20 protein-coding genes are annotated in these 26,769 nt (G+C 72.8%); 14 read left to right on the top strand and 6 right to left on the bottom strand.

The genetic code is table 11. The features are described from left to right. Positions 1-246: 246 nt before the first annotated feature. From HUT12_RS24375 to HUT12_RS24365, 3 genes are read right to left on the bottom strand one after another with little or no spacing between them, the layout of a single operon-like run. Complete coding sequence (locus tag HUT12_RS24375; protein WP_176094883.1) at positions 247-2,721, bottom strand: DUF3488 and transglutaminase-like domain-containing protein; 2,475 nt, start codon at positions 2,719-2,721, stop codon at positions 247-249. 16 nt (positions 2,722-2,737) lie between these two features. Next, complete coding sequence (locus HUT12_RS24370) at positions 2,738-4,036, bottom strand: DUF58 domain-containing protein (RefSeq protein WP_176094882.1); 1,299 nt, start codon at positions 4,034-4,036, stop codon at positions 2,738-2,740. 1 nt (position 4,037) lies between these two features. After that, positions 4,038-5,090: a MoxR family ATPase gene (locus tag HUT12_RS24365; protein WP_176094881.1), complete on the bottom strand. Its 1,053-nt coding sequence runs from the start codon at positions 5,088-5,090 to the stop codon at positions 4,038-4,040. Between the two features lie 376 nt (positions 5,091-5,466). Here HUT12_RS24365 and mbhE point away from each other — a divergent pair, with 376 nt between their 5' ends. From mbhE to leuS, 7 genes are all read left to right on the top strand, one after another. Next, entirely contained in the window at positions 5,467-8,220 is a 2,754-nt protein-coding gene (gene mbhE, locus HUT12_RS24360; protein ID WP_176094880.1) for a hydrogen gas-evolving membrane-bound hydrogenase subunit E, read from the top strand. After that, positions 8,217-8,636 (top strand): sodium:proton antiporter, encoded by a 420-nt coding sequence (locus tag HUT12_RS24355; protein ID WP_131053922.1) that lies wholly within the window; start codon positions 8,217-8,219, stop codon positions 8,634-8,636. The genes mbhE and HUT12_RS24355 overlap by 4 nt, the downstream gene beginning before the upstream one ends. Next, the gene (locus HUT12_RS24350) at positions 8,633-10,096 is read left to right on the top strand and encodes a proton-conducting transporter membrane subunit (protein WP_176094879.1); all 1,464 of its coding nucleotides are present in this window, start codon (positions 8,633-8,635) and stop codon (positions 10,094-10,096) included. The genes HUT12_RS24355 and HUT12_RS24350 overlap by 4 nt, the downstream gene beginning before the upstream one ends. After that, positions 10,093-10,548 carry a Na+/H+ antiporter subunit E gene (locus HUT12_RS24345; RefSeq protein WP_131053920.1) on the top strand — a complete coding sequence of 152 codons (456 nt, stop codon included), beginning with the start codon at positions 10,093-10,095 and terminating at the stop codon, positions 10,546-10,548. The genes HUT12_RS24350 and HUT12_RS24345 overlap by 4 nt, the downstream gene beginning before the upstream one ends. Continuing rightward, positions 10,545-10,802, top strand: a complete 258-nt coding sequence (locus tag HUT12_RS24340; RefSeq protein ID WP_131053919.1) for a monovalent cation/H+ antiporter complex subunit F — start codon at positions 10,545-10,547, stop codon at positions 10,800-10,802. The genes HUT12_RS24345 and HUT12_RS24340 overlap by 4 nt, the downstream gene beginning before the upstream one ends. Further along, positions 10,799-11,149: a monovalent cation/H(+) antiporter subunit G gene (gene mnhG, locus HUT12_RS24335; protein ID WP_131053918.1), complete on the top strand. Its 351-nt coding sequence runs from the start codon at positions 10,799-10,801 to the stop codon at positions 11,147-11,149. Before HUT12_RS24340 ends, mnhG begins: the two co-directional genes overlap by 4 nt. A 231-nt stretch (positions 11,150-11,380) precedes the next feature. Then, positions 11,381-14,215, top strand: coding sequence for a leucine--tRNA ligase (gene leuS / locus HUT12_RS24330; protein ID WP_176094878.1), 2,835 nt, complete (start codon positions 11,381-11,383; stop codon positions 14,213-14,215). A gap of 459 nt (positions 14,216-14,674) precedes the next feature. Here the strand turns inward: leuS and HUT12_RS24325 are convergent, their stop codons facing one another. Genes HUT12_RS24325 through HUT12_RS24315 form a run of 3 tightly spaced genes read right to left on the bottom strand, consistent with a single transcriptional unit; the run spans position 14,675 to position 17,341 of the window. Continuing rightward, positions 14,675-15,346: a VTT domain-containing protein gene (locus tag HUT12_RS24325; protein WP_343232773.1), complete on the bottom strand. Its 672-nt coding sequence runs from the start codon at positions 15,344-15,346 to the stop codon at positions 14,675-14,677. Between the two features lie 38 nt (positions 15,347-15,384). Continuing rightward, on the bottom strand, positions 15,385-16,104 hold the full coding sequence (locus HUT12_RS24320) for a type 1 glutamine amidotransferase (RefSeq protein ID WP_131053915.1): 720 nt from the start codon (positions 16,102-16,104) through the stop codon (positions 15,385-15,387). Further along, complete coding sequence (locus HUT12_RS24315) at positions 16,094-17,341, bottom strand: MurT ligase domain-containing protein (protein ID WP_131053923.1); 1,248 nt, start codon at positions 17,339-17,341, stop codon at positions 16,094-16,096. Before HUT12_RS24315 ends, HUT12_RS24320 begins: the two co-directional genes overlap by 11 nt. A 354-nt stretch (positions 17,342-17,695) precedes the next feature. Between HUT12_RS24315 and mraZ the strand changes: the two genes are divergently transcribed. From mraZ to mraY, 7 genes are all read left to right on the top strand, one after another. Then, positions 17,696-18,127 carry a division/cell wall cluster transcriptional repressor MraZ gene (gene mraZ / locus HUT12_RS24310; protein ID WP_131053914.1) on the top strand — a complete coding sequence of 144 codons (432 nt, stop codon included), beginning with the start codon at positions 17,696-17,698 and terminating at the stop codon, positions 18,125-18,127. Positions 18,128-18,304: 177 nt separating this feature from the next. After that, positions 18,305-19,408 carry a 16S rRNA (cytosine(1402)-N(4))-methyltransferase RsmH gene (rsmH, locus tag HUT12_RS24305; RefSeq protein ID WP_131053913.1) on the top strand — a complete coding sequence of 368 codons (1,104 nt, stop codon included), beginning with the start codon at positions 18,305-18,307 and terminating at the stop codon, positions 19,406-19,408. Beyond that, positions 19,405-20,013 carry a septum formation initiator family protein gene (locus HUT12_RS24300; protein ID WP_131053912.1) on the top strand — a complete coding sequence of 203 codons (609 nt, stop codon included), beginning with the start codon at positions 19,405-19,407 and terminating at the stop codon, positions 20,011-20,013. Before rsmH ends, HUT12_RS24300 begins: the two co-directional genes overlap by 4 nt. Before the next feature lie 3 nt (positions 20,014-20,016). Beyond that, the gene (locus HUT12_RS24295) at positions 20,017-22,215 is read left to right on the top strand and encodes a penicillin-binding protein 2 (protein WP_176094876.1); all 2,199 of its coding nucleotides are present in this window, start codon (positions 20,017-20,019) and stop codon (positions 22,213-22,215) included. A 336-nt stretch (positions 22,216-22,551) separates the two neighbouring features. Further along, entirely contained in the window at positions 22,552-24,111 is a 1,560-nt protein-coding gene (locus HUT12_RS24290; RefSeq protein ID WP_176094875.1) for a UDP-N-acetylmuramoyl-L-alanyl-D-glutamate--2,6-diaminopimelate ligase, read from the top strand. Further along, complete coding sequence (murF, locus tag HUT12_RS24285) at positions 24,108-25,514, top strand: UDP-N-acetylmuramoyl-tripeptide--D-alanyl-D-alanine ligase (RefSeq protein WP_131056877.1); 1,407 nt, start codon at positions 24,108-24,110, stop codon at positions 25,512-25,514. Before HUT12_RS24290 ends, murF begins: the two co-directional genes overlap by 4 nt. Further along, positions 25,511-26,644: a phospho-N-acetylmuramoyl-pentapeptide-transferase gene (gene mraY, locus HUT12_RS24280; RefSeq protein ID WP_131056879.1), complete on the top strand. Its 1,134-nt coding sequence runs from the start codon at positions 25,511-25,513 to the stop codon at positions 26,642-26,644. Before murF ends, mraY begins: the two co-directional genes overlap by 4 nt. The last annotated feature ends 125 nt before the right edge of the window (positions 26,645-26,769 follow it).

The raw sequence follows: 26,769 nt of genomic DNA, 5'->3' as shown, positions 1-26,769 counted from the left end.
GTCCGGGACGTAGCGGCGTGCGACGACGGATGTGTGCTCCGGGTGCCCTTCGGGCGCCCAGGGCGAATGCGGTGACGTGGCGCGCTCCGTGCTGCCCAGCGAGCGGCCGAGTGACGAGCACGACCCCCAGCAGGCGGCGAGCGACAGCAGACCACGACGGGCCGGGTACCGGTGGATGTCCACCGGCACCCGGCCCGTGTCGTCGTGCCCGGACCGTGCCCTGTCGTGCCCGGACCGGGTGGGCGGTCAGCGACTCGCGCGGTTCGCGATCAGCCGGCGCGGACTGAACCGCAGCAGCCGGTGGCGTACCTGACCGCCGGAGTTCACCAGCCGCGACGAGGTGTCCGCGACGGTGGTGCGCCAGCGTTGCAGCACCGACGGCGGCAACACGGTCGCCATCAGTCGGGTTCGCCGGTCGGCCCGCTCGGCCAGCGCACCGCGTACCGTGCGCAGGGCCGTGGGCAGCGGCTCCCCGGTCAGCGGGTCGCGCGCGTACCGGGCCCGCTCCTCGGCGCGACCGAGCAGACGGGCCGCCGTCCCCGCCCCGGTGTCCGGTGCGAGGGCCTCCCGGACCAGCCGGTCGGCGGTCGCCCGGGGGGTCTCCGTCCGGTCCACCCGGATCCGGAAGTCGACAAGCGTGTCGAGCAGTTCGTCCCAGGCGGCGTGCGCGTCCGCCCGTGCCCGGTCCGGGTCGGCGCCGACCGACACCGCCGGTCGGTGCTCTCCGGTGGCGGTGGCCTCCGTCGCGTCGACCGTCCGGATCACCGGTGCCGGCCGACCTCGGCGGTGGCGTAGCGCGAGCCGGCGCAGCGCCGGCACGGCGAGCAGCGCCAGCAGGGCGAGTACGCCCACGGCGAGCAGCCACGGCCAGCGCGGCGCCTGCTGGGTGGGCGCGCCCGGGGCGGCACCGACGGCCGGGTCGTCGCCCTCCTGGAACTGGTCCGGTCCGGCGTCCGGCCCGGCTGACGGGTCATCCGCGTCGGGCGCCTCCGTGGCGTCGGTCTGCGGGGTGTTGTCCTCCGGGGCGTCGACGTCCGGCGCCCACGCGGAACGGGCCGAGCCCGGCACGCCGTAGGTCGGGGTGGCGTCGAAGGGCACCCACCCGATCTGGTCGAAGTACACCTCGGTCCAGGCGTGCAGGTTCCGGTTGGTCAGGGTGAGGGTGTCGGCGGTACGCCGGCTGCCGTTGGTGAACCCGAAGGCCACCCGGGCGGGGATGCCGGCGTCGCGGACCATCCAGGCCAGCGCCGCCGCGTACTGCTGGCAGTAGCCGGCCTTGTTCTCCAGGAAGTCGAGGATCTCCTGCCCGCTGGTGCCCTGTTCGGTGCTGAGCTGGTAGGTGAAGCCGTTCTCCTCGGAGAAGTAGTCGTAGATCGCGCGCACCTTGTCGTACTCGGTGCGCTTGCCCCGGATCAGGTCGGCGACCAGGGTCCGCACCTCGGGCACGTCGGGGGTGACGGTCTGCTGGACCCGGCGGGGGTCGTCGGCGGACAACGCCCGGGCCGCGCGCAGGGCCTGCGGCGTGTACGTCGAACGGACGTAGTCGAACGAGTACGACTTCTCCCGGGAGTTCTCCCGGTTCGAGAAGACCACCTGCAGGTCCTGGTCGTAGAACCAGTTCCGGTTCAGGTCGGTGAAGTCGACCGGCTCGGCGTACACCGGCATCAGCGGCATGGCCAGGGCCCGGGTCACCTCGACGGTGGCCCGGTGCCGGGTCCGCTCGACCCCCCGTACCTGCTGCTCCGACGGGTCGGGCAGCTCACCGGTGACCCGGCTGCCGTTCGGTCCGCGTACCCGGAAGCCGTCGCCGCGCAGCTCGTCGGCGACGCCGAAGCGCAGATAGAACGGCTCCTCCTCGGTGGTGGTCACGGTGACCAGGTCGGTGGTCTCGGACTGGTTCAGCGTGCCGCTGAGCGCGGCGAACAGGTCGACGCGGCCGGGCGCGCCGCCGAAGCCCTGCCCGCCCAGACCGCTGCCGACGCCGGAGTTCAGGTTGTTCATCAGGCCGGAGGTCATGCCCGGTACGGCCAGCGGCACCAGGACGGCCAGCGCCAGGCCCACCACGGCCAGCCGCCGTCCGGCGGCGGCCAGCGGGGACGCCTCCCAGACGTCGACGTCGCGGCCGTCCCCGGTGAACCGCCGGCCGAACCGCCGGACCCGGTCGACGTTGTCGGTGACCAGCAGCCAGAGGAAGCCGGCGGCCCCGACGGCGAACGGCAGCGGCGGCACGCTGTCCACGTAGACCGCCACCGGCACCGAGTAGATGGCCAGCATCGGCAGGCCGGCCAGGGCGGGCCGGCGCAGCCCGACGCAGAGCACGTCGACCAGGACCGCGACGCCGCCGACGCCGAGCACGGTGATGAACAGCAGCGGGTCGGTGTCCGGCACCTTCACGCCGTGCGAGCGCATGTCGTCGACCGAGGTGCTGAGCAACTCGGCGAAGTGCCCGAAGGTGGCCGGCGTGGGCAGCACCGCGAGCAGTTCCTCGCCGCTGGGGAAGAGCCAGGTCAGGGCCAGGGTGAGGCCGGCGACCATGGCCAGGATCTGGGCCCACAGCGGGGTCCGGCCGAGCCGGGACAGGGCCGCCGCGGCGGCCACCGCGGCCACCGCGATGACCGACTGCACCAGCCAGGTCCACTGTTCGAAGATGGCCGACAGGGGCGCGGCGGCGAGCAGGGTCGCGGCGGCGGCCACCAGACCCAGGTTCCGATGGGCGATCATGAGAGGGACCTTCCGTTCATCGCACGCCGCCGGCCACCGTCTCGGCCATCGCGGCCCGCAGGGCGAAACCCTGCGAGCCCCGGCCGGCCTGCGGCCAGAGCGCCGGCAACCGGCCGCCGTGGTCGACGCCGATCACCCGCCAGCCGGACTGCATCAGGGCCAGCGCGGCGGTGTCGTGTGCCTGGGCGGCCTCGGTCCGGGCCTGCGCCGGCAGGTTCAGCCAGGCAGAGCTGTCCAGCAGGAAGCAGACGCAGGTGGCGCCGTTGGCCCGCAGCCCGGACAGCACCTCCGCCTCGGCGGTGCTCAGCGACCCGAAGACGCCGATGATCAGACCGCCGTCGGAGCGCTGCCGGACGTGTTGCACCAGGGCGGTGATCTCGACGCGTTCGTCCAGCCGGACCTCCGCGAGCTGGTCGAGGAGCAGACCGTCACCGGCGCCCTCGGTCGCGTTCACGTCCGCGCCGGAGCCGGTGACCAGCCGCAGCTTGTAACCGGCCTGACGCAGGTGCACGGCGATGCTGGCGGCGGCCGAGACGGCCCACTCGAAACTGGCCGTCGGGCCGTCGCCCTGGTGGCCGTACGCCCGGGTGTCCAGCAGGACCGTCGCGCGGCTCTCCCAGGGCTGTTCCTCCCGGCGCACCATCAGCTCCCCGGTGCGCGCGGTCGACTTCCAGTGCACCCGGCGCAGGTCGTCGCCGCGCCGGTACTCGCGGGTCGCCGCGTCGTCCTCGCCGTGCACCGCCACCGAGCGGGCCCGGCTCTCGCCGCTGCCGGCGTACTCACCGGGCAGCCGCACCGCCGGCAGCGGCACCACCTGCGGCACCACGGTCAGCGAGTCGGTGCCCGGGAAGGCCCGGCTCAGTTCGCACAGACCGAACGGGTCGGTCATCCGGACCACCAGCGGCCCCACCTCGTACCGGCCGCGCACGTCCGCCCGCACGGTGTACGCCACCGAGCTGGCCTGGTGCGCGCCGAGCCGTTCCAGCACCACCCGGGGCCGGCTGCCGAGCGCGTACGGCAGTCGATCCTCCAGCAGCAGGGTTCCGGTGGGCAACCGGGACAGGTTCTGCAACCGCAGCACCATCCGGGCGGTGGCGCCGACCGGCACCCGGTGCGGGTCCAGCGAGCGGTGACAGGCGAGCTTGTAACGGCTGCGGCCGACGTAGAGCGCGGCGAGCAGCGGGAGGACGGCCAGCAGCACGGCCACTCGCAGCAGGTCCTTCTCGCCGAGGATGCCGGCGGAGACGGCGGCCGCCAGCGCGGCGGCCAGGAAGGAGCGACCGCGGGTGGTCAGGCCGCGTAAGCCGTCACGCACGTCACGGCCTCCGGGGTTCGAACGGGGCGCGACCGTTGCCGGCCGGCGGGCGGCTGTCGTACGGCGAACGCTGGCGGTCGTGCGGCAGCGGCAGCCGGTGCACCAGGTCCGCCACGATCGCGTCGGTGGTACGCCGGGCGAGCTGGGCGTCGGCGGTGGGGATGAGCCGGTGCGCCAGGACCGGTACGGCGAGTACCTGGAGATCGTCGGGGAGGACGTAGTCGCGCCCGTCGAGGGCGGCCACCGCGCGGGCGGTGCGCAGCAGTTGCAGGGTGCATCGCGGGGACGCGCCGAGCCGCAGTTCGGGTGCCTCGCGGGTGGCGGTGACCAGGTCGATCGCGTACTGCTTGACCGCGTCGGCGACGTGCACCTGCCGGACGTGACCGATCAGCCGGCGCACGGTGTCGGCGTCGGAGACCGGGCGCAGTGCCGGCAGCGGGTCCACCGCGCCGTGGGCGTCGAGCATCGCCAGCTCGGCACTGGGGTCGGGGTAGCCCATCGCGATCCGGGCGGTGAAGCGGTCCCGCTGCGCCTCCGGCAGGGGGTACGTGCCCTCCATCTCGATCGGGTTCTGGGTGGCGATCACCATGAACGGGGTCTGCAACTGGTACGTCACCCCGTCGACGGTGACCTGCCGTTCCTCCATGCACTCCAGCAGCGCGGACTGGGTCTTCGGCGAGGCCCGGTTGATCTCGTCGCCGACGACCAGGTTGGCGAAGACGGCACCCGGCCGGAACTCGAAGTCGTGCGTCTCCTGGTTGTAGACGCTGACGCCGGTGACGTCGCTGGGCAGCAGGTCGGGGGTGAACTGGATGCGGCGGACGGAGCAGTCGATGGAGCGCGCGAGGGCCTTGGCCAGCTTGGTCTTGCCGACGCCGGGCACATCCTCGATGAGCAGATGCCCTTCGGCGAGCAGGACGGCCAGAGCAAGCCGCACGGTGGCGGTCTTGCCCTCGATGACCTGTTCGATGTTGGCCACGATGGCGTCGCTCGCTGCGCGGAACTCGTCGTGCGGCAGCAATCCGCCAACTTCGTCCCAGGTCTGTTGAGTCACGGGCCTCCTCCTCGTCGCCGTCACGGCAGCTCTGTACGGAGCACCTGGACCCGCCGTTGGGTTCGCGACGTGCGAGCCTCGTCTGCCGCAACAATCTCACTGGCCTCTCAGGCTAACCATGTTTCTCGCCAACGCCGACTGGCGCAGGTGTTTGGGTGCTTACTGACTGATTTGTGGTTCACGCAGCGCATGTCGTCGGTTCTGCCGGGTAAGCGGCGCCGGACGCCCCGACACCTGACCGAGGAGGGACATGCGCGACCGGACGCAGACCCCGTGGGGCCGCCCCGGCCCGGGGGCGTCCGGCGACCGTGCCACCGGGCGTTGACATGGCGACGGCACCGGCATCCGAGGTGCTCCCGGCCGGGCGGGCGGCGTCGTGATCCTCGCCGTGGCGCTCGCCTGGCAGCTCGGGCTGGCGGCCTGCGTACCGCTGCTGACCCGGCGCCTCGGGCGGAACGCCGGCTACCCACTGGCCGTCGGCTACCTGGTCGCGGCCGGTCTGCTGCTCACCCGGCTGCCGACGATCCTGGACGACCGGTACGTCACCCTCGGCTGGCGGTGGCTGCCCGGCCTCGGAGTCGACGCCGCGTTGCGGATGGACGCGCTCGGTCTGGTCTTCGCGCTGCTGGCGCTCGGCGTCGGCGCGCTGATCATGGCCTACTGCCCCCGCTACCTCAGCGTCGACGACGACGGGCAGGAGCGGGTGTACGTCACCATGACCCTGTTCGCCGCCGCGATGCTGGGCCTGGTGCTCGCCGACGACCTGCTGGTCCTCTTCGTCTTCTGGGAGCTGACCTCCATCCTCTCGTTCGTCCTGATCGGACAGGGCGGACGTCCGGCGGCCACCGGCCCGGCCGTGCAGGCGCTGCTGGTCACCGTGGCCGGCGGGCTCGCCCTGCTGACCGCGATCGTGCTGCTGGCGGTGCAGACCGGCACCACCAGCCTGGAGACGATCGTCGCCGAGCCGGAGCGGCTGCGCGGCGGCACCGCCTGGGCGGTCGGGGCCCTGATCGTGCTCGCCGCGATCACCAAGTCGGCCCAGTTGCCGTTCCACTTCTGGCTGCCCGGCGCGATGGTGGCGATCACCCCGGTGAGCGCGTACCTGCACGCGGCGACGATGGTCAAGGCCGGCATCTACCTGCTGATGCGCTTCTCCGCCGTGTTCGGCGGCACGGTGGTGTGGGACGTCACACTGATGTCGGTCGGGCTGCTCACCGCGATCGTCGGCGCGCTGCTGGCGCTGCGGCAGTACGACCTCAAGGCGCTGCTGGCGTACTCGACCGTCAGCCAGCTCGGGCTGCTGGTCGGCGTGATCGGCGTGGGCACCCCGGCGGCCGACGCGGCGGCGATCCTGTACACCGTCGCGCACGCGTTGTTCAAGGCGACGCTGTTCATGCTGGTCGGCATCATCGACCACCAGGCGGGCAGCCGGGACGTCCGGGAGCTGTCCGGCCTGCACCGGGTGATGCCGGTGACGGTCTGGCTCACCGTGCTGGCCGCGATGTCGATGGCGGGGTTACCGCCCACCATCGGGTTCGTCGGCAAGGAGGCGATCTTCGAGGCATTCGGCGATGCGCACGGCGTCGGCCGGCTGGGCTGGGTCGCCGCCGGGCTCGGTGTCCTCGCCTCCGTGCTCACCTTCGCGTACGCGGCCCGCCTGGTGCACGGGATGGTCGAGGGGCCGACCCGGCAGCGGCGACTGCGCGAACCCTCCTGGGCGTTCCTCGCCCCGGCGGCGGTCGCCGCGGTGACGGCGACCGTGCTCGGTCCGGCGGTGTCGGTGCTGAGTCCACTGGTGGAACGCGCCGCCGACGCGGCCCGGCCGGAGGGCACCCCGCCGTACCTGGCGTTCTGGCACGGCTTCACGCCCGCCCTGGGCCTCAGCGCCGCCACCGTGCTGCTGGGCACGCTGATGTTCCTCGGTCGGGTCCGGGTGGACCGGCTGCTGCGGGCCGTACCCACCACACCGCCCTTCGCCGAGCTGGTCGAACGCGGCCGGCGACGGTTGCTCCGGGTCGGCGCGCTGGTGGCCCGCCCGGCGCACGCCACCGGCCCGGCGCCATTCCTGGTCCGCCCGCTGCTGGCGGTGGTGGTGCTGGCGGCGGGCGCCGCGTTGCTGGCCGACGTCGCGCCCCTGCCGCACGTCGACCCGGCCCGCCCCGGCGACTGGCTGCTGGTCGGCCTGCTCGTCACGACGCTCGCCGGTCTGCTGACGGTGCGGTCCGCGCTGGCCGCGATCGGGCTGACCGGGGTGGTGGGTCTGCTGCTGTCGGCCTGGTTCCTGACGGTCGGCGCGCCGGACGTGGCACTGACCCTGATGCTGGTCGAGGTGCTGACCGCGGTCGTCGTGATGCTGGCCCTGCGCCAGCAGCCGGACCGGCTGGCCCCGGTCGGGCGGCGCTGGTCGGTGACCGCCGCCGCCGCGCTCGCGGTGGTGACCGGTGTCGCCGCGGCGGCCGGCACCGCCGTGCTGACCGGCCGGGGCGAACCGTCCGGTCCGGGACGGTGGTACCTCGACCGGGCGGAGGAGTTGACCGGCGGCGCGAACGTGGTCAACACCATCCTGGTCGACTTCCGCGCCCTGGACACCCTGGGCGAGGCGGTGGTGCTCGCGGTGGTGGCCCTCGGGCTGGTCCGGCTCGGCGCTGACCGCCCGGCCCGGCCCGACGTCGGCGACCCGGCCGACGACGACGTGGTGCTCACGTTCGCCTACCGGATGCTGGCACCGGTGATGCTGGTCGTCTCGGCGCTGCTGTTCCTACGCGGGCACGAGGCCACCGGCGGCGGATTCATCGGGGCGTTGCTGGCCGGTACGGCGGTCGGGCTCGGGCAACTGGCCCATCCCGGCGGGGCGCCCCTGCTGGGCCGGGTGCCGGCGGTGCCGCTGGTGGCCGCCGGGTTGCTGATCGCCGTCGGCGCCGGGGCGGCCCCGCTGGCCGTCGGCGAACCCCTGCTCACCCCGCTCGGCCTGAGCACGCCCGACCCGCTGCCGACGCTCTCCACCGCGCTGGTGTTCGACCTCGGCGTCTACCTGATGGTCCTGGCGTTGGTGGTGGCCGCCGTCCGGCGGCTCGGGCTGCCCTCGGGTGCCCCGCCCGCCGCCGCCCCACCCGTCGGCGCCGCCCGATGAGCGCCGCCGTGCTCGTCGGCACGCTGGTCGCCGCCGGGGTGTTCCTGCTGGTCCGGCCCGGACACCTGCGCGTGGTACTGGGTTTCGTCCTGCTCGGCCACGCGGTCAACGTGGTGCTGCTGGCCGCCGGCGGGCTCGGCCGCCGCACGGCGCCGGTCCGTGAGGTGGGCCCGGACACGGCGGACCCGCTGCCGCAGGCGTTCGTGCTGACCGCGATCGTGATCACCTTCGGGGTCACCGTGCACCTGCTCGGCCTGCTGCGTCGGGGCTCCGCGGACCCGGACGCCGACGCCGACGGCCCCGGCGGCGTCACCGACCCGGACGGCCCGGGCGAGACCGACGCCGACGAGCGTGCCGGGGACGGCGACCCCGAGAGTGGTCCGGCACCGACCGGACCGGACGGGGTACGGCGGTGACCCTGCTGCTCCTGTTCCCCGTCGCCGGGCCCCTGCTGGTGGCCGGTGGTCTGCTCGCCCTGCCGGGGCGGCTCCGGACGCACCGGGTCGCCGCACTGGTCACCACCGTCGCCGTGCTGTCGGCGGGCGTGGCGCTGCTGGTGACCACCACCGTCGCCGGGGACATCCCGGTGCTGAGGGTCGGCGGCTGGCCGCCACCGGTGGCCATCAGCCTCGCCGCCGACGCGTTCGGCGCCCTGCTGGTCACCGTGTCGGCGGTGGTGGTGCTCGGCTGTCTGGTGTCGGCCGTGGGCTCCGGCGACGACCGCCGCCCGTACTTCCTGCCGCTGGTGCTGGTGCTCTCGGCCGGGGCGTACGGTGCGTTCCTCACCACCGACCTGTTCAACCTGTTCGTGCTGATCGAGGTCATGCTGGTGCCCTCGTACGTGCTGTTGAGCCTCGCCGGGGGCATCGGGCGCGGCGGTGCGGGCCGGGTATACGTGTCGACGAACCTGCTCGGCTCCACCCTGCTGCTGGGCGGAGTCGCGCTGGTCTACGGCACCACCGGAGCGGTCGGACTGGGAGACCTCGCCGGGGCGGCCCGCGACGAGCCGGCCGTGGCGGTGGCCGGCGGCGTGGTGCTGCTCGCCCTGGGCGTCAAGAGCGCGCTGGTCCCGGTGCACGACTGGCTGCCCCGCACCTATCCGGTGGCCTCGCCGGTGGTGGTGGCGCTCTTCTCCGGCCTGCTGACCAAGGTGGGTCTCTACGCCGTCATCCGGATCTACGCGGTGGTGTACGACGGCGACCCGGCGTACCACTGGCTGCTCGGCGTGGTGGCGCTGCTGTCGATGGTGGTCGGCGTGCTCGGCGCGGTCGGCGAGGGCTCGATGCGCCGGATCCTCGTCTTCCACATGGTCAGCCAGATCGGCTACGTGCTGCTCGGCGTGGCGCTGTTCACCGCCGCGAGCCTGGCCGCGGCGGTGTACTACCTGGCCCAGTACGTGCTGGTGAAGGCGGCGCTGCTGCTCTGCGCGGCGGCGGTACGCGCCGGCCGGGGCACCGACCGGCTGGACGGCACCGGTGGCCTCGCCGTGCAGCGCCCCGCGTTGGCCCTGGCCTTCGCCGGCGCGGCGCTGTCGCTGGCCGGACTGCCGCCGTTCTCCGGCTTCCTGGCGAAGTTCCTGTTGCTGCGGGCCGCCGCCGAGGTCGACGCGTGGTGGGCGATGACGGTGGCGGTGCTGGTCAGCCTGGTCACCCTGCTCTCCATGCTGAAGATCTGGAGCGCGTTGTTCACCGGTGAGCCGGCCACCGACGCGGTCACCGGCCGGATCGGGCGGTCGCTGGTCGCCCCGCCGCTGGCCCTGGCCGTGCTCTCGCTGGTCGCGGGGCTGGCCGCGCAGCCGTTGCTGACGGTGGCGGAGACGGCGGCGGACGGACTCCGCGACCCGGCCGGCTACGTGCGGGCGGTGACCGGGCGATGAGCGCGACACCGGCGCTGGCCCGCCGGACGGTGGTACGCCTGGGCCGGATCCTGCGGTTCACCGGCTACTTCGCGGTCCGGCTGGTGCAGGCGAACCTGGCCGTGGCGTGGGAGATCCTCACGCCGGGGTCGCGACTGGAACCGGCGGTGGTGCGGGTGCCGCTGCGGGCCGGCACCGACGTCGAGGTCGCCGCGGTGGCCCTGGCGGTCAGCCTGACCCCGGGCACGCTGACCCTGGCGATCCGGCGGGAGCCCGCGACCCTCTGGGTGCACGGCGTGTACGCCGCCGACCCGGTCGCGTTCCGCCGCGAGGTCACCGAACTGGAGTGGCGGGTGCTCGCCGCGATCCGCCCGGCCACGCACCCGGCCGGCGGCGGCCGACCCGACGACGGCTCCTCCGACGACGGTGGTCCGTCCGAGAACGACCCGCCCGAGACGTGGAGGTCGCGATGATCCTGCTGGACGTGGTGCTGGTGGTCCTGGCGTGCGCGATGGCGGTGGTGATCGGCCGGCTGGTACGCGGACCGACCGACGCCGACCGGGCCGCCGCGCTGGACCTGGGCTTTTTCGTCTTCCTGGCCGCCCTGGCGGTGCTCGCCGCCCGGCTGGACGCGCCGGACCTGCTGGACCTGGTGCTCACCGGGACGCTGGTGAGTTTCCTGGCCACGGTGGCGATGGCCCGGCTGGTGCACCGGGGGCAGCGGTGATCCGCACGGCACTGGCCTGGGCGCTGCTGCTGCTCGGCACCGTCCTGATCTCGATCAGCGCGGTGGGCCTGGTCCGCCTGCCCGACGTCTACCACCGGATGAACGCGGTCGCCAAGGCTGCCAGCCTCGGCCTCAGTTGTGTGCTGTTCGGGGTGCTGCTGCTGATCCCGAGCGTGCGTACCGCCGTGGTGGTGCTGGTGGCGGTCGGCCTGCAACTGTTCACCGCCCCGGTGGGTGGCTACGCGCTGGCCCGCGCGGCGTACCGGGCCGGTGCGCCGCTGGCCCCGATCACCCGCTACGACGAGCTCGACGGCCGGGTCGGCGACGGTCGCCCCGACACCGGCTGACGGGGTACTGGGCGACGGTGCCCGAGGGGTCGCGGTACACTGCCGGTCATGGCCGGAGTCTTCCTGCTTCTTACCGAGCCGTGCTGATGCGCTGACGGCGCGACAGCACGGCGGCCCCTCCTGTGCGAGGGGCTTTTTCGTGCCCGCCGGGGCCCGGGGCGGGCCGCCGAGCACGGACACGAGACCAGCCAGCACGGAGAAGACCCCGCCGGTCGACGCGAGGAGAAGGCCATGACCGAGGCAGCCGCCAACGACACCCCACCGTTCCGGTACACCGCCGTGCTGGCCGACGAGATCGAACGCCGCTGGCAGGATCACTGGGAACGCGAGGGCAGCTTCCACGCGCCGAACCCGTCCGGCCCGCTGGCCGACCCCGCCCACCCGCGCTCCGGCGCCGAGAAGCTGTACGTGCTGGACATGTTCCCGTACCCGTCCGGCGCGGGACTGCACGTCGGGCACCCGCTGGGCTACATCGGCACCGACTGTTACGCCCGCTACCAGCGGATGGCCGGGCGCAACGTGCTGCACGCGATGGGCTTCGACGCGTTCGGCCTGCCCGCCGAGCAGTACGCGGTGCAGACCGGCACGCACCCCCGGACAACCACCGAGGCGAACATCGAGCGGTACCGGGAGCAGCTGCGGCGGCTGGGACTGGCCCACGACCAGCGGCGCTCGGTGGCCACCATCGACACCGACTTCTACCGCTGGACTCAGTGGATCTTCCTGCAGATCTTCAACTCCTGGTACGACCGCCAGGCCGGTCGGGCCCGCCCGATCAGCAAGTTGATCGCCGAGTTCGCCGGCGGTACCCGGCGTACCCCGGACGGCCGCCCGTGGGCCGAGCTGTCGTCCGCCGAGCGTCGCGCGATCGTCGACGACCACCGCCTGGCGTACGTGTCGCAGGCGCCGGTGAACTGGTGCCCCGGGCTGGGCACGGTGCTGGCCAACGAGGAGGTCACCGCCGACGGTCGCTCCGAGCGCGGCAACTTCCCGGTCTTCAAGCGCAACCTGAAGCAGTGGATGATGCGGATCACCGCGTACGGTGACCGGCTGCTGGACGACCTGGACAAGCTGGACTGGCCGGAGCCGATCAAGCTCATGCAGCGCAACTGGATCGGCCGATCCACCGGTGCGCACATCGACTTCCCGACCCCCACCGCGCCGATCCGGGTGTTCACGACCCGGCCGGACACCGTCTTCGGGGCCACCTACATGGTGCTGGCACCCGAGCACGAGCTGGTCGACGCGCTGGTGCCGGCGGCCTGGCCGGAGGGGACCCGGGACGCGTGGACCGGTGGGCACACCGATCCCCGGGCAGCCGTCGAGGCGTACCGCAAGGCGGCGGCGGCCAAGACCGACGTCGAGCGGCAGGCCGACACCAAGGAGAAGACCGGCGTCTTCATCGGCGCGTACGCAGTCAACCCGGTCACCGGTGGGCAGGTGCCGATCTTCATCGCCGACTACGTGCTGGCCGGCTACGGCACCGGCGCGATCATGGCGGTACCCGCGCAGGACGAGCGGGACTGGGAGTTCGCCGATCTCTTCGAGCTGCCGATCGTGCGTACCGTGCAGCCGCCGGAGGGCTTCGACGGCACCGCGTACACCGGGGAGGGGCCGGCGATCAACAGCGCCGCGCCCGACCGCGACCTGGACCTGAACGGACTGGGGGTGGCCGACGCCAAGGCCCGCATCATCGCCTGGCTGGAGTCCACCGGCGCCGGTCGGGGCGCGGTGACCTACCGGCTGCGGGACTGGCTGTTCAGCCGGCAGCGGTACTGGGGCGAGCCGTTCCCGATCGTCTACGACGCCGACGGTGCCGCGATCGCGCTGCCGGAGGAGATGCTGCCGGTCGAACTGCCCGAGGTGGACGACTTCTCGCCGCGCACCTTCGACGCCGACGACGCCGACAGCGACCCGGAGACGCCGCTGTCGCGCCGCCGCGACTGGGTCGAGGTCGAGCTGGACCTGGGTGACGGGCCGAAGCGGTACACCCGGGAGACCAACGTGATGCCGCAGTGGGCCGGCTCCTGCTGGTACGAGCTGCGTTACCTGGACCCGACCAACGAGGGACGGTTCGTCGACGCGGAGAACGAGCGGTACTGGATGGGGCCGCGCGGCGAGGGCGACTGCGGTGGCGTGGACCTGTACGTCGGCGGCGCCGAGCACGCCGTGCTGCACCTGCTGTACGCCCGGTTCTGGCACAAGGTGCTGTTCGACCTGGGGCACGTGTCGTCGTTCGAGCCGTTCCGCAAGCTGTTCAACCAGGGCTACATCCAGGCGTACGCGTACACCGACGCCCGGGGCGCCTACGTCCCGGCCGAAGAGGTCGTCGAGCGCGACGGCGACTGGTTCCTGGGCGACGTCCAGGTCAACCGCGAGTACGGCAAGATGGGCAAGTCCCTGAAGAACGTGGTCACCCCGGACGAGATGTGCGCCGCGTACGGCGCCGACACGTTCCGGGTCTACGAGATGTCGATGGGGCCGCTGGAGGTGTCCCGCCCGTGGGAGACCCGGGCGGTGGTCGGCTCGTACCGGTTCCTGCAGCGGGTCTGGCGGGCGGTCGTCGACGAGCAGACCGGCGAGTCGCGGGTCACCGACGAACCGGCCGACCAACAGACCCGCCAGTTGCTGCACCGGGTGATCGACGGCGTCCGGGGCGACATGGAGGGCATCCGGTTCAACACCGCGATCGCCAAGCTGATCGAGCTGACCAACGCGGTGACCAAGCTGGCGACGACCCCGCGCGAGGTGGCCGAACCGCTGGTGCTGATGGTGGCGCCGCTGGCCCCGCACATCGCCGAGGAACTGTGGCGGCGGCTGGGTCACCAGACCTCCCTGACGTACGCGGACTTCCCGGTCGCCGACCCGGCGCTGCTGGTCGCCGAGACCGTCACCTACCCGGTGCAGGTCAACGGCAAGGTCCGGGGCCGGGTCGAGGTGCCGGCCGACGCCGCCGAGGACGACGTGCGTTCCGCCGCGCTGGCAGCGGTGGCGGGGGTGCTGGCCGGCAAGGAACCGCGCAAGGTCATCGTGATCCCCGGCCGGATGGTGTCCGTCGTCGCCTGACGCTGTTGGCGAGCTGTCGGTGTAGGTGAGCTGTTGTTGGTGAAAGGAAGGGTCCCCTGCTAACGCCTCGTGCATAGCAGGGGACCCTTTCTAACGTTCGAACGCCGTGCTCGGTGCGGCGGCCGAGCCCTCCAGTGCACGGTATGCGGGCGCGCGTGCGGTGCGAGCCGGCGCTGCGGCGGGCACCCGTGGGGCCACGTGGGCGGGAAGAAGACGTGCCGCACGCTCCGGCGCTACGAAGGCGGCGTCTTCGAGTTCCCGGGGTGCGGCGGCTCGTCACAAGGTCGTGCTCGATCCGGGATTGAGTGGTCTCGTGCTGACACCGAGGCCACTCGATCCAGGATCGAGCGTGATCATGGAGCGCGATGCGGCGAGAGCGGGGGCGCGGCACGATCGCGCTTGCCGAGTTGTTAGCAGGGGTCCCCTGCTATACGCGAGGCGTTAGCAGGGGACCCCTCCTTACATCTGGGTGGTGCGGCGTCGGCGTTCGGCGAGCCACCAGCGGGTGAGCAGCACCGCGCTGGCGATGAAGCCGAGCGCGGCGGGGGTGGCGGCGAGCCAGTTGACCTCGCCGGGACTGGTGACGGCGGCGCCGACGGCGGCGTAGCCGAACGCCGACGGGGCGGAGGCGATCACGCTGCCGACGAGGAACGGCAGGATTCGCGCGCCGGTGGTGCCGTAGCCGTAGCTGACCAGGCCGTAGCCGGAGATCGGCAGCAGCCGCACGGTGATCACCCCGAGCACGCTCTGCCGGGTGAACCAGCGATCCAGTCGGGCCAACCGGCCCCGGACGCGCTCGGCGACGAACTCCCGCCCGAGCACCCGGCCGACGGTGAAGCCGATCGCCGCCGCCAGCAGGGCGGCCCCCAGCGCGTACGCGGCACCCTCCAGGGCGCCGAAGAGCGCGCCCGCGGCGAGCGTGATGAACGTACGGGGGACCAGTGCCACCAGCAGCAGCGCGCCGCCGAGGACTCCGGCGACCGGGGCGAGACCGCCCAGTCGGTCGCCGAACTGCGGCAGCGCCGTCGGGTCGGGGTGGGGGACCAGGATCAGGGTCACCCCGAACCCGGCGATCAGGAGTAGCAGCAGGCCGAACCGGACGACCGACGGTGTGGTGGCGACCGGCTGCACCGATCGCCAGTACCGTGCGAGCCGCCGGACGGCCGGGGTCATGCCCGGGCGGCGGCCACCGCGGCCCGACGTTCGGCCCGCAGCCGGTCGGCCCAGGTGTCGTCGAGCGGCGGAAGCTGCTGTGCGCCGGTGGCCCAGCGCAGCAGCAGGTCGGCCAGGGCCGGGTTGCGGGCCAGCGCCGGACCGTGGGAGTACGTGCCGAGCAGCTTGCCGCGCCACGCGCCCTCGGTGGCGCCGTCGTTGCCGATCCCGGCGGTGACCCGGGCCAGCGGGGAGACCTCGGCACCGAGACGGGTACGGCCGCCGTGGTTCTCGAAGCCGGTCAGCGGAGGCAGGCCGAGTCGGGCGTCGATGTCACCGGCCAGCTCGCCGACGGCCCGGGTCTCGCCCCGGTCGGAGGAGAGGTCGAGCAGTTCCAGGCCGCGGTACTGGGTGCCCTTGGCGAAGAACGACGTGCCGAGCAGTTGGTATCCGGCGCAGACGCCGAACACCACCGAGCCCTGGGCGACCGCCCGGTGCAGGCCGCCGTCGGTGAGCAGCCGCTGGGCGCCGAGCGCCTGCGGGCCGTCCTCGCCGCCGCCGATGAGGTAGATGTCGGCGGTGGTGGGCATCGGCTGGTCGGAGCGGACCTCCAGCACCTCGATCGGGAAGCCGCGCTGCTGTGCCCGCCGGGCCAGGATCAGCATGTTGCCCCGGTCGCCGTAGGTGGAGAGCAGGTCGGGGTAGATCCAGACGATGCGCAGGGTCTCAGTTGACACGGTCCAACTCCGCTCGGATGTCCTGGAAGGCGGTGTAGTTCGCGATGACCTCCAGCCGCCCCGGCGGCACCGCCCGGATGGCGTCGTCGAACGTGCGGACGTGCTGGAACGGCACGCCGTTGACGTCCAGCCGGACCGCCAGGTCGTACGCGCGGTCGCCGGTGATGAGCACCTGACGTCCGCGTAGCGGGGCGAAGTCGACGTCGAAGAGCCAGGAGGTGTCCAACCCGTCGGGGTCGCGGGCGTTGATGGAGAGCAGGGTCGCGGTGTGCTCGGCCATGTCGAACGCCTCCAGCCAGCTGGCCGGGTTCTTCGCCAGCAGCAGCCGGACCAGCCGACCGTCCCGCTCGACCTGGGCGTACCGTCCGGCGACCGAGGTGACGTCGCCGAGGCGGGGGACCGCGTCGAACGGGCGTACGCCGAACTCGGCGGCCAGGGCCAGCGCGGTGGCCGCGTTACCGATGTTGACCTTGCCGGGGAGCTGGAGCTTCACCTTGTACCAGGCGCCGGTGGGGTCGAGGACACCCTCGTCGTCGACCGTCCACTGCGGCTGCGGGCGGCGCAGCGGGCATCCGCTGCACCACCACTGCTCACCGGAGCGCTGGATGGTCGAGCCGCACTCGGGGCAGACCCACGAGTCGTCGTGCCACCGCTGACCGGCGGAGAACCAGGTGACGTGCGGTGGGGTGATCCGCTGGTCGTGGGCGGCCGGCGGGGTGGCCGCCCAGACCACCATCGGGTCGTCGGCGTTGGCCACGATGCGGATGTCCGGGTGGCGGACCAGGGCCGCGCGCCAGAGCTGCGCCATCATGGCGACCTCCTTGGCCCGGTCGAGCTGGTCGCGGGAGAGGTTGAGCAGCGCCACGACGTGCGGCTCGGTCGCCTCGATCACCTGCGCCAGGTAGTGCTCGTCGACCTCCAGCACCGCGTACGGGGTGCTGCCCGCCTTGGCCAGGGCCGAGGTGTGCCCGGTGGGCATGTTGGCGCCGAAGGAGTTGGTGGCGACCCGGCCGAGCACGCCGACGGCGGCGGCGGCCAGCCGGGTGGTGGTGGTCTTGCCGTTGGTACCGGAGACCAGTGCGATGGCCCGTCCGGCGGAGAGGTGCGCCAGCAGGTCCGGGTCGATCTTCAGGCCGATCCAGCCACCGATCACCGAGCCGTCGCCACGGCCCGCAGCCCGCGAGAGGGCTGCGGCGGTCCGTGACACGGAGCTGGCCACCTTCGCCCGTAGGGGCATCTTCGCGTCCGTCACGCGAGCGAGGTTACCGGACCAGACCACCCCTCAGATCGCCGCCGACGGTGTTCCGTTCTGTCCACTTCGTCGGTGAGCGGGGCGGTGGGCGTCCGGACCGGCCCGAGTGGATCTATGTCGGATAGCGGACCACGTCCGCCGCCCCGCCGCCCTCCACTCCGCTCCACCCCGGCTGACGTGCGGTTTTGTGGCGCGCGGCGACGCGCCGCGCGGTCGATTCTGGTTGCGGGTGGAGGGAAGTGGAGTAGAGTGGGGCGCATTGGTGGGGCCGGGAGGGGCCCACCGGCCCGGGGGGTCAACGGCGCGCGAACGCCGTTAAAGGGCGAGGGGGTTGGGCCGATGTTTCTCGGCACCCACACTCCGCGCCTGGACGACAAAGGCCGGTTGATCCTTCCGGCGAAGTTCCGGGATGAGCTGGCGGGGGGTGTCGTGATCACCAAAGGGCAGGAGCGCTGCCTCTACGTCTTTCCGACGCCTGAGTTCCAGCACATCGCGGAGCAGTTGCGCGCGCAGCCGATGACGCACAAGGCGGCCCGGGCCTACAGCCGTGTCTTCTTCGCCAGCGCGCACGACGAGATACCCGACAAGCAGGGCCGGGTGACCATCCCGGCACACCTGCGCAGCTACGCGGGGCTCGACCGGGACCTGGTGGTCATCGGCGCGAGCACCCGGGTGGAGATCTGGGACAAGGTCGCCTGGGAGACCTACCTCGCCGAGAGCGAAGACGACTTCGCCGACATCGAGGAGGGGGTGCTGCCAGGCGGTCTGTAGGGCGTGGCGACGCCCGACGTACTGCGAGATCTCCAGCCGCTTTCGAGTTCCTGGCATCCCTTCCCCGGTGCCAGGCGCACGAGTCGAGAGCGGATGGGGATCTGGCGGTACGACGGCACGGCGTCGTCCGACGAGCAGGACGCGACAACGAGACCGGTTCAACCAGTGGGGGGCGACATGGGGGAGCTACGCGGCACGCATGTGCCGGTGCTGCTTGAGCGGTGTCTCGAGCTGCTCGCCCCCGCGCTGGGTCGAGGCGGCCGTACGGTCCACGTCGACGCGACGCTCGGCCTGGCCGGGCACGCCGAGGCGGTGTTGCAGGCACATCCGGAGACGATCCTGGTGGGCCTGGACCGGGACACCGAGGCACTCGCACACGCTCGGGTACGGCTGGCCCGGTTCGCCGATCGCGTCCACCTGGAACACGCGGTCTACGACGAGTTGCCCGAGGTGCTGGACCGGTTGGGCTACCCGTCCGTGGACGGTGTGCTCTTCGACCTCGGTGTCTCCTCACTGCAACTCGACGCGCCCGACCGCGGGTTCGCGTACGCACAGGACGCGCCGCTGGACATGCGGATGGACCAGACCCGGGGGGTGACCGCCGAGGAGGTGGTCAACACCTACCCGCACCCGGACCTGGCCCGGGTGCTGCGGGTGTACGGCGAGGAGAAGTTCGCCGGCCGGATCGCCTCGGCGATCATCCGGGAACGGGACCGGGGCCGGATCACCTCGTCGGCGCGTCTGGCCGAGCTGGTGCGGGAGTCGATCCCGGCGCCGGCCCGGCGAACCGGGGGACACCCGGCAAAGAGAACGTTTCAGGCTTTACGGATCGAGGTAAACAGAGAACTGGCAGTGCTGGAGACGGCGCTGCCGGCCGCTCTGGACACACTTTCCGTCGGCGGTCGCATGGTGGTCCTGTCCTACCACTCGTTGGAGGACAGGCTCACCAAACAGGCGCTCGCCGGCCGGGTCCGCAGTACGGGCCCGGTCGACCTCCCGGTCGAACTGCCCGGGTCGGAGCCGACGTTCCGGCTGCTCAGCCGGGGCGCGGAGCTGCCCGGGGAGAGGGAGGTCGCCGCCAACCCGCGAGCCGCATCGGTGCGGCTACGGGCGGCGGAGCGGATCGACCCGCAGGCCCGGCACCAGGGGCGTACCGACCGCGAACGGTACCGGCGCCGGGTCAAGGCGATGCACCAACCGGGGACGGGGTCGGCCGCGGAAACCGGAGGGGGACCGCGGCGGACGCCGGGGGACACGGACGAAGAGGGGGAGGGAATATGAATGTGAGCAAGCGTCGGGACGTCGCCGGCGTCGGGCAGCGCACACCGCGGTCGGGGGGCCGGATCGCGGCGGAGCGGACCCGAGTAGCCGGGAACGACACCCGGCGGCAGGACCGGGTGAGCCGGCTGGACGACACTCGCGCCCGGGGGGCGCGCGAGTTTCCCGTCCAGGGCAGCGCCGCACTGCGTCCGGTGGAACGGGCCGACACCGGCAAGCCGGAGAGGGCCGAGTCGCCGCGGCTGCGGGTCGCCCCGCCGCCGCCGGTGCGGGTACCCCGGGCACCGTTCGCGGCGCTCGTGGTGGTGCTCGTCGTCGGTGGAGTGCTCGGCATCCTGGCCGTCAACACGAAGATCAACGAGAATGCGTTCCGGCTCGACGAACTCCAGCAGCAGCAGGCCAAGCTCGACGTGGAGCAGCAGCAGCTGAAGAAGCAGATCGCCGAGTCGGAGTCGCCGGGCAACCTGGAGGCCCAGGCCCGCCGTCTGGGGCTGGTCGAGTCGGGCGAGCTGGCGTACATCCGGCTGCCGGACGGCAAGATGATCGGCGTGCCGCAGCCGGCCAGCGGGCAGGTGTCGATCACCAGCCAGCAGGGCTCGGAGGGGTAGGCCGTGCCCTCGAGATCAGACGAACCGCGCCGGGACGCCACAGGCTCCCGGCGCGGTTCTTACCGTAACGGGGGTGCACCGGACGAGCGCGGCGGCGAGCCGGGTATCGGCGGCATCTCCGACGCCCGTGCGTACACCCCCCGGGGGCGCACCGTCCGGGACGGCGGCGGCCGGGCCGAGCAGCGGCGCAGCCCGCGCACCAGCCGGACCCAGGACCCGTTCCGCCCGGCGTTGCAGGTGCTCGACGGCGGACGCTCCGCCGCCACCCGCGCCGGTGCCCGGTCGGGTGCCGCACCCCGGCGGGAGTCCACCGCCGGCAGGACCACCGTGGTCCGGACCGTCACCGACCGCACCCCTCGGGGCGAGGCGCCGGCCGGGACGCCCCGGCGTCGCGTCGGGGGACGGGAACCGCGCCGGGGCGACCGCCCGGCCGCCCCGCGCCGCCCGGCCCGCAAGGCGCCGCGACCGCCCCGGCTCGCCGACCCGGGACGCCGGCTACGGCTGGGTACCGCGCTCGCGTTGGCCCTCTTCGTCGCCATCGGCGTGCGGCTCGTCGTGCTCCAGGCCGTCGACACTCCGGCGTACGCCGACGGCGGCATGGCCGACCGGCTGCGAACCGTGCCGCTTCCCGCGCCGCGCGGGGCGATCTTCGACCGCGACGGTGCCGCCCTGGCGCACAGCGTCGAGGCCCGGTACGTCTACGCCGACCCGACCCGGATCGAGGACATCCCGGCGACCGCGCAGACGCTCTCCCCGCTGCTCGGCATGCCCGCTTCGGACCTGGCCGAGAAGATGAAGCCCCGCAAGCGGATCAGTGGCGTCGACTCCCAGTTCGAGTACCTGGCGCGCGGGGTCACCGTGGCCCGGGCCCGGGAGATCATGGAGCTGGGTCTGCCGGGCATCGCCGTACACCGCGACGAGCGGCGCGAGGTCCCCGGCGGTGACCTGGCCGCCAACCTGATCGGTTTCACCAGCCTGGACATGGTCGGGTTGGAGGGCCTGGAGGCGCGCTACGACGACCTGCTGCACGGCGAGGACGGCCAGCGTGTCTTCGAGGTCGGCCTGGGCGCGTTGGCCGCGCCCATCCCCGGTGGCTACAGCCGCACCACCAAGGCCAAGCCGGGCAGCTCGATCGTGCTCACCATCGACCGTGACCTCCAGTACACGGTGCAGCGGATCCTCAGCGAGCGGATGAAGGCGGTGCAGGGCAGCACGGGTGCCGCGGTGGTGCTCGACGCGCGGACCGGGGAGGTGCTGGCCCAGGCCAGCCATCCCACCTACAACGCGGCGAAACCGCAGGCGAGCGACCCCACCGACCGGGAGGACGCGGCCACCAGCTTCATCGTCGACCCGGGTTCGGTGCACAAGGCGATCACGTTCGGGGCGGCGTTGCAGGAGGGTGTCATCACCAAGGACACCGTCTTCCCGGTCAGCAACGGAATCCGCAAGGGCGACACGTGGTTCCGGGACACGTTCCCGGCGGACGGGAAGCGGATGAGCGTGGCCGGGATGATGGCCCACTCCTCCAACGTCGGCACCATCCAGATCGCCGACCAGCTCGGCCCGGAACGGCTGCTCGACTACCAGCAGCGGTTCGGGCTCGGCAAGCCGACCGGTGTGGGCATGCCCGGCGAGGCGGGCGGGCGACTGCTGCCGGTGCAGGAGTGGAGCGAGTCGTCGCACGGCTCGGTGCCGATCGGGCACAGCGTGGACGCCACGCCGCTGCAGATGGCCGCCGCGTACGCCGCCATCGCCAACGACGGCACGTACGTGCAGCCGAGGCTGGTCAAGGAGACGATCGGGCCGGACGGGAAGCCGACACCGGCCGAGGAGCCGGTGACCCGTCAGGTGCTCAGCCCGAAGAACGCCGCCGAGTTGCGGCACATCCTGGAGGCGGTCACCACCGTGGACAACGCCACCGGACTGTCCGCGGCGGTGCCCGGTTACCGGGTGGCGGGCAAGACCGGGACCGGGTGGCGGCTGGTCGAGGGGAAGAAGCAGCCCGGCGAGGTCGCCTCGTTCATCGGGATGGCCCCGGCGGACAAGCCGCAGTACGTGATCGCGGTCTTCGTGCACAGCCCGAGTGGCGGCGGTGGCCGGGTCGCGGCGCCGGCGTTCAAGGAAATGATGACCTTCGCGCTGCGCCATTTCCGGGTGCCGCCGTCGAGTGATCCGGCCCCGAAATTCACCGTGTTCCCGTAACTGTCGTCGACGTCAATCCTCGGGTCACCGGTTCCGTCACCGGTGACCCGAGGAATTGACGTACGCGTATTCGCTGGTGTGCTTTCCGGCCTTTTCGTGGCGACCGTGCCCGGATGCGTCGTCTTTCCGTATCCGTCGTCGGCGGGAATGGTCGTCGACGCCGGAAGTCGTCTGGTCGCGTCCTAACGAGAAGGCGGGCGGTCGCCCTGGGGAGGCGGACGGTCGCCGGGACACCCGCCGGTCGGGTGCCCGATCGGGGCCGTCGGGCGTACGCCTGCCGCATCCACCGGTCGCCACCTGCGGTTCGACTTCGTGCGGCGGAGATTCAGGCGCGCCGTGCGGCCGGACCCGGGCGACCGGGTAGGGTCTGACGCCGTGCGCGGCAATCCTCGTCCCCGTACCGTGACCGGAATCCGGCTCGGTGACCTAGCCGCCCGGCTCGCCGTGGCGCCCTCTACCAGCGCCGATCCGGTGGTGACCGGGGCGACCCATGCCAGTCAGGAGGTCCGACCCGGCGACCTGTACGCGGCCCTGCCCGGCGCCCGCCGGCACGGCGCGGAGTTCGCCGCCGGTGCGGCCCAGGCCGGCGCGGTCGCCGTGCTGACCGACCCGGCCGGTGCCGAGTCGGCCGCCGGCACCGGACTGCCGGTCCTGGTGGTCGACGACCCGCGTGCGGCGCTCGGCCCGGTCGCCTCGACGATCTACGGCGACCCGACCGCGCACCTGCTGACGATCGGGGTGACCGGCACCGCCGGGAAGACCTCCACCGCCTACCTCGTCGAGTCCGGGCTGCGCGCCGCCGGCCACACCACCGGCCTGATCGGCACCGTCGAGACGCGCCTGGGCGACCTCGTGGTGGACAGCGTGCGGACCACGCCGGAGGCCACCGACCTGCACGCGATGCTCGCCGCCGCCCGCGAGCGGGGCGTCACCGCGGTGGTCATGGAGGTCTCCAGCCACGCCCTGGCGATGGGCCGGGTCGGCGGGGTGCGGTTCGGCGTCGGCGGCTGGACCAACTTCGGCTCCGACCACCTGGACTTCCACGCCGACGCCGAGGACTACTTCGCGGCCAAGGCGCGCCTCTTCGACGGGCGCTGCGCGGTGGAGGTGCTCAACCGCGACGACCCGGCGCTGGAACCGCTCTTCACCCCGGCCACGGTCAGCTACTCGGCGGCCGGTGACCCGACCGCCACGTGGTGGGCCGAGAAGGTCGACGGCGACGGGTACGCCCAGCGCTTCACCGTGCACGGCCCGGACGGGCTGACGCTGCCCGCCGGGGTGGCGCTGCCCGGCCGGCACAACGTGGCGAACGCCCTACTGGCCATCGCGACCCTGGTCGCCGCCGGAGTCGAGCCGGTGACCGCCGCCGAGGGGGTGGCCGCCTGCGGTGGCGTACCCGGGCGTCTGGAGTCGGTGGGCGTGGCCGGCGGGGTACGCGGGGTGGTCGACTACGCACACAAGACCGACGCCGTGGTGGCCGCGCTGGCCGCACTGCGCGGACTCAGCGCCGGCCGGCTGATCTGTGTGATCGGTGCGGGCGGCGACCGGGATCGGGGCAAGCGGCCCCTGATGGGTGCCGCTGCCGCGGAGGGAGCCGACGTGGTCGTGGTGACCGACGACAACCCGCGTACCGAGGAGCCGTCGGCGATCCGCGCCGAGGTGCTCGCCGGTGCCCACCAGGCCGGTACGGCGGCCCGGATCGTCGAGGTGGCCGGGCGTCGCGCGGCGATCGACGAGGCGGTCCGGCTGGCCGAGCCGCAGGACGTGGTGGCGCTGCTGGGCAAGGGGCACGAACGCGGCCAGGAGATCGCCGGCGAGACGTACCCGTTCGACGACCGGACGGAGCTCGCCGACGCGCTGCGGGCCCGCTTCGGGGACCTGGCGGGGCAGCGGTGATCGCGCTCAGCCTGGCCGAGGTCGCCTCGGCCGTCGACGGTCGACTGGTCGACGCCGACCCCGACGCGCGGATCACCGGCAGCGTCGAGTTCGACTCGCGCAAGGTCGCCGCCGGTGGACTGTTCGTCGCGTTCGACGGGGAGAAGGTCGACGGGCACGACTACGCGGCGGCGGCCGTGGCGGACGGCGCGGTGGCGGTGCTGGGCACCCGCGAGGTGCCCGGCGTACCGATGATCGTGGTCGCCGACGCGTTGACCGCGATGGGTCGGCTGGCCCGGACCGTGGTGGACCGGCTGCCGGAGCTGACCGTGATCGGGTTGACCGGTTCCTCCGGCAAGACCACCACCAAGGACCTGATCGCCCAGCTCACCGCGCGCCTCGGCGAGACGGTGGCGCCGCCCGGCTCGTTCAACAACGAGCTGGGGCACCCGTACACGGCGTTGCAGGCCGGGCCGACGACGCGCTACCTGGTGATGGAGAAGGGCGCGCGGGGCATCGGCCACGTGCGCTACCTCTGCGAGGTGGCACCGCCGCGCATCTCCGTGGTGCTCAACGTCGGGGTGTCGCACATCGGGGAGTTCGGCTCCCAGGAGAACATCGCCGTGGCCAAGGGCGAACTGGTGGAGTCGCTGCCGGCCGACGGCCTGGCGGTACTCAACGCCGACGACCCGCTGGTCGACGCGATGGCGAGCCGTACGGTGGCCCGGGTGGTCCGCTACGGCGAGGCGGCGCACGCCGACATCCGGGCCGAGGACGTGACGCTGGACGAGCGCGGCCGGCCGTCGTACACCCTGGTGACGCCGGAGGGCGACGCGCCGGTGCGGCTCGGGCTCACCGGACGGCACCAGGTCTCCAACAGCCTGGCCGCCGCGGCGGTGGCCCGGGAACTGGGCATGCCGTTGACCGAGCTGGCCGTCGCGCTGGGCGCGCTCGGGCTGGTCTCGACCCGTCGGATGGACGTCTTCGAACGCACCGACGGGGTGACCGTGATCGACGACTCGTACAACGCCAACCCGGCGTCGATGGCGGTGGCGCTGCGTGCGCTCGCCGGCATCGGCAGCGGGAGGCGTACCGTCGCGGTGCTCGGCTACATGGCCGAGCTGGGTGACTTCGAGACGCAGGGGCACGCCGACATGGGCCGTCTCGCGGCCGAGCTGGGCGTCGCCCGGCTGCTGGTGGTCGGTGAGGCCGCGGCGCCGATTCACCACGGGGCGACATCGGTAGGTGACTGGGGAGGAGAGTCGGTGCTGCTCACCGATCAGGCGGCGGCCGTCGAGGTGCTGCGAAGCGAGCTACGGCAGGGCGATGTCGTCCTGGTGAAGGGCTCTCGGTACCGGACCTGGGAGGTGGCCGACGCGCTGCGCGTCGACGTGGCCGCAGACGGCGAGGGTGACGCTTCGTGAGAGCGGTCATCGTGGCCATCGGGGTGGCCTTCCTCGTCTCGCTGTTCTGCACCCCGATCGCGATCAAGGTGTTCACCCGGCTCAAGGCCGGCCAGCCGATCCGGGCCGAGGGCCCGCAGATGCACCAGGGCAAGAAGGGCACACCGACCATGGGCGGGGTGGTGTTCATCCTGGCCACCGTGATCGCGTACGTGGCCGGCCACCTGGCTCTGACCACCCTGCCGGACGCGCAGATCGCCCAGGTCGAGCCGACCATCACCGCGCTGGTGCTGCTGGGCCTGATGGTCTTCTGCGGCGCGGTCGGCTTCGTCGACGACTTCCTGAAGGTGCGCAAGCGGCACAGCGGCGGATTGAGCGCCCGGGGCAAGCTGCTCGGCCAGATCCTGGTCGGCGCGCTGTTCGGGGTCGTGGCGCTCTATTTCCCGTCCACCATGACCGACGCCAGCGGCGAGGTGACCAACACCGAGACCGTCGGCAGCACGACGCTCAGCTTCATCCGGGACATCCCGGCGCTGGACGTCACCAAGATCGGCGCGGTGGTCATCTTCATCTTCGTGGTGATGGCGGCGACCAACGGCGTCAACCTCACCGACGGCCTCGACGGCCTGGCCACCGGCGCCTCGGTGATGGTGCTCGGCGCGTACGCGGTGATCGCGTTCTGGCAGTACCGGCACTGGTGCGCCGACCCGTCGTACACCGCCAACCCGAACAACTACTGCTACGCGGTCCGGGATCCGCTGGAGATCGCGTTGATCGCCGGTGCCGCCGCCGGTGCCTGTGTCGGCTTCCTCTGGTGGAACACCTCACCGGCCCGGATCTTCATGGGCGACACCGGCGCGCTCGGCCTGGGTGGCCTGATCGCCGGCATGGCGATGTCCACCCGGACGGTGCTGCTGCTCCCGATCATCGGTGGGCTCTTCGTGATCATCACGATGTCCGTGGTGATCCAGATCATCTCCTTCAAGACCACCGGCAAGCGGGTGTTCCGGATGTCGCCGCTGCAACACCACTTCGAGCTGGCCGGGTGGAGCGAGGTCAACATCGTGGTCCGGTTCTGGATCATCGCCGGCATCGGTGTCGCCATCGCCCTGGGCCTCTTCTACAGCGACTTCCTCGCCAACATGGGCTGACCCCTCACCCCCCACCCCCGCCCCACCCGCCCCACCCCTCCCTCGCGGCCTTCCCCGCCGACCTCGCCCCCGCGATCATGGAGTCGTGGTATGGACGAATGCGTCCGTACCGGCATGGAACGCCG

Source organism: Verrucosispora sp. NA02020, assembly GCF_013364215.1.
Taxonomy (GTDB): Bacteria; Actinomycetota; Actinomycetes; order Mycobacteriales; family Micromonosporaceae; genus Micromonospora.
The sequence above is the reverse complement of the archived record's forward strand: the minus strand, read 5'-3'. Positions and strand labels throughout refer to the sequence as shown.